The sequence below is a fragment of the Streptomyces sp. NPDC055078 genome, assembly GCF_053607985.1.
The window spans coordinates 1-3541 of the sequence record NZ_JBSGUP010000779.1; the positions used below are offsets into that span (position 1 = coordinate 1).

3 protein-coding genes are annotated in these 3541 nt (G+C 75.0%); 1 reads left to right on the forward strand and 2 read right to left on the reverse strand.

Annotated elements, in window-relative coordinates:
• Positions 1-67: 67 nt before the first annotated feature.
• Complete coding sequence (locus ACWF94_RS36520; RefSeq protein ID WP_453498884.1) at positions 68-1513, reverse strand: RsmB/NOP family class I SAM-dependent RNA methyltransferase; 1446 nt, start codon at positions 1511-1513, stop codon at positions 68-70.
• Between the two features lie 265 nt (positions 1514-1778).
• The gene (fmt, locus tag ACWF94_RS36525; RefSeq protein ID WP_453498886.1) at positions 1779-2726 is read right to left on the reverse strand and encodes a methionyl-tRNA formyltransferase; all 948 of its coding nucleotides are present in this window, start codon (positions 2724-2726) and stop codon (positions 1779-1781) included.
• Positions 2727-3006: 280 nt separating this feature from the next.
• Between fmt and ACWF94_RS36530 the strand changes: the two genes are divergently transcribed.
• On the forward strand, positions 3007-3541 hold a 535-nt coding region (locus tag ACWF94_RS36530; RefSeq protein ID WP_453498888.1), incomplete at its 3' end, for a hypothetical protein.

Genomic DNA, 3541 nt, shown 5'->3' on the forward strand with positions numbered 1-3541 from the left:
CCCCCCCACACAGGCCCCGTCAGCCCGCCCCGGCAGCTCCCCTCGGCCCCGCCCCGCCCGGGTCCGCTCAGTCCGTACGCCGCAGCAGCGCCAGATACATCGCGTCCGTGCCGTGCAGATGCGGCCACAGCTGTACGTCCGGGCCGTCGCCCAGCGCCGGAACGCCCGGCATCAGGGGTCTGGCGTCCACCGGCTCGGCCCCGACGGAGGCCCCACCGCGCCCGCGCAGGACGTCGTCGACGACCACCCGGGTCTCGGCGAGGTGCGGCGAGCAGGTCGCGTACGCCACCACTCCCCCGACCCGTACGGACCTCAGCGCCTCGCGCAGCAGGGAGCGCTGGAGCGGACCGAAGCTCTCCAGATCCTCCGGCCGCCGCCGCCAGCGGGCTTCGGGGCGGCGGCGCAGGGCGCCGAGACCTGAGCACGGGACATCGACCAGCACCCGGTCGAAGGCGCCGGGCTGCCACGGCGGGCGGGTGCCGTCGGCGGTGATGACCTGGTACGGGCCCGGATTGCCCGCGAGCGTCCGCTCCACCAGCCGGGCCCGGTGCGGCTGCTTCTCGGCCGCGAGCAGCGAGGCACCGCGCCCGGCCGCGAGCGCCGCCAGCAGGGCGGCCTTGCCGCCGGGGCCCGCGCAGGCGTCGAGCCACCGCTCGTCGGGACCCGTCAGCGGGGCGTCGGCAAGGGCGATCGCGACGAGTTGGCTGCCCTCGTCCTGGACCCCGGCCCGCCCCTGCCGTACGGCGTCGATCCCGCCGGGCTCGCCGCCTTCCACCAGCCGTACGGCATACGGCGACCAGCGCCCCGGCATCCCGGATTCGTCGCCCGCCGCGCCGAGCAGTTCCCGGGCCGTGGAGCGACCGGGCCGGGCGACCAGGGTCACCTCGGGGCGCTCGTTGTCGGCGTCCAGCAGATCCTCGATCCCGGCACGCCCGCCGCCGAGCGCGTCCCACAGGGCGGAGACGACCCAGCGGGGATGCGAGTGCACCACGGCGAGATGGCCCTCGGCGTCCTCGTCGTACGGCGGCGCGACCTGCTCCAGCCAGGTGTCCAGGTCGTTCCGCGAGATCTTGCGCAGTACGGCGTTGACGAACTTGGCCCGCCCGTCACCGAGCACCACCCGCGCCAGCTCCACGCTCGCCGAGACGGCGGCGTGGCTGGGAATCCGGGTCCCCAGCAGTTGGTGCGCGCCGAGGGCGAGCACATCGAGCACCGGGGGGTCCACCTCCCGCAGCGGGCGGTCGACACACGCCGCGATGATCGCGTCGTAGGAGCCCTGGCGGCGCAGCGTCCCGTACACCAGCTCGGTGGCGAGCGCGGCGTCCCGGGCGTCGAAGTCGGCCCGCTCGCGGGCCTTCTTCAGCAGCGGCGGCAGGACGAGGTTGGCGTAGGCGTCCCGCTCGTCCACGGCCCGCAGCGCCTCGAACGCGAGGATCCGCACGGGGTCCTTCTGGGGGCGGCGGTGGGGCTTGTGGGGTCGGCGAGGCCGGTGGGGGCGTGCCTGGTCGCTCAAAGGTGCTCCGCTGTCGTCAGGGTCCAACCTCACCAGCGTAGTCCCTACCCGGCGCGGGTCCTGGCGGTGTGCCGCCGGGCCACCGCGGGCCCGGAGCCGTCGTGGCGCACCCGAGTGCCCTGGTACCCGGGTGCCACGACGGCGCCGCGCCTCCGCCGCGCGCCGGGCCGGTACGGCGCGATGCCCCGCCGGGTCGGGCCCCCTGCGCCGACGCCCCCCGGTCAGCGTCGTGTCACCCTCGTACGGCGTCCCCGTCCCCGCCCCCTCAGTGCGGTACGGCGTCCGTGCCGACCCGCTCCCCGGGGGCGATCCGCACCCCCCGGGCCCAGTCGGCGGCCCGCATCGGCTTCTTGCCCTGCGGCTGGACCCAGACCAGTTCGACGGCGTGCGACCCGGTGCCCGCGTACACCCGGTTCTTGCCCGCGTCGAGTACACCGGGGGCCAGGTCCGTACGGTCACCGACGAGATGTACGGAGATGAGCTTGAGCCGCTCGCCGCGGAACTCCGTCCAGGCGCCCGGGGCCGGGGTGCAGCCGCGGACGACGCGGTCCACGCGCAGGGCGGGGGCGCTCCAGTCGACGCGGGCGTCCTCGACGGTGATCTTCGGGGCGAGCGAGACCCCGTCGGACGGCTGCGGCACCGCCTCCAGGGTCCCGTCCTCGATGCCGTCCATGGTGGCGGCGAGCAGCCCCGAACCGGCGAAAGCGAGCCGGGTGAGCAGATCGCCGCTGGTGTCGGTGGACCGGATGTGCTCGGTGATCACGCCGTACACCGGGCCCGAGTCGAGGCCCTCCTCGATCAGAAAGGTCGAGGCGCCCGTCAGCTCGTCCCCGGCGAGCAGCGCGTGCTGGACGGGCGCGGCACCGCGCCAGGCGGGCAGCAGTGAGAAGTGCAGATTGACCCAGCCGCGTACGGGGATGCCGAGGGCGGCCTTCGGCAGGAGCGCGCCGTAGGCGACGACCGGACAGCAGTCGGGCGCGATCTCGCGCAGCCTGGCGAGAAAGCCCTCGTCCCGCGGCCGAACCGGCTTCAGTACCTCGATCCCGGCCTCCTCGGCCCGCTGGGCGATCGGGCTGGCCACCAGCCGCCGCCCGCGGCCGGCGGGCGCGTCGGGCCGGGTGACGACCGCGGCGACCTCGTGCCGGTCGGAGGCGATCAGGGCGTCCAGGGCGGGGACGGCGACCTCGGGGGTGCCTGCGAAGACGAGCTTCATCGGTGGCTGACTGCCTCTCAGGCTGGTGTGTGCTGGTACAGGCCCGTCGCCACGGCAGGCCCGGTAACGAGCGGTGACAAGAGTCGACGAGCAGCGCACCAGTCTATGGCGGTTGGTCGCAGGGGGCGTACGGAAGCCCGCGCGCCCTGCGCATATGCGCTTACGCCCCCGCACCGTGACCACATCGGCGGGTGGAGCGTTGGTCAAGAGAGATTGACCGAAGCGGGCCGCCCCCCGATGCGGCCCGACCCCTTTCAACGCCGGTCCGAGAGGCTTCCCAATGGCCGACCACGCAACCCACGACGCCCAAACCCGGGCAAGTCTGCACTTGTTGGTGCGGGACATCGAGCGGGTCCGCCGGCAGGTGGACGCACTGCGCACGCTCACCGCGCAGCTGGGCAATGTCTACCGCCCGCGGCGCTCCGGTCCCTCCACCGGTTTCGTCGTCTACGGCAGAGCTCCCGCACCGACCGTCCGGCTCGCGCAGGAGTTGCGGGACAGTGTGGAGACGCTGGTGACGGCGGCGGTGGACTTCGATCGCTCGCTGGGCTTCTCGTGGGACGCGGTGGGCTCGGCGCTCGGGGTCACCAAGCAGGCGGTGCACCGGCGTTACGGTGCGCGCCGGGCCGCCCAGCAGGCGGTGCCCGCGGATGAGCTGGGCGCCGAGCCGGCGACGACCCGCACCCTGCCGGGGCCGTCCCTGCCCGGCTCGTCCCTGCCGGCCGTCGTGCCCGCCGCGCGCTCGATGCCTCCCCAGCCGCTGGCCGCGAGCCAGTCCCTGCGCGAGGAGGCCCGTCCGAGCCTCTTCCCCGGGC

Excerpts from the sequence above, each read along its gene's own strand:
- fmt (WP_453498886.1), bottom strand. The coding sequence starts at position 2,726 with ATGAAGCTCGTCTTCGCAGGCACCCCCGAGGTCGCCGTCCCCGCCCTG.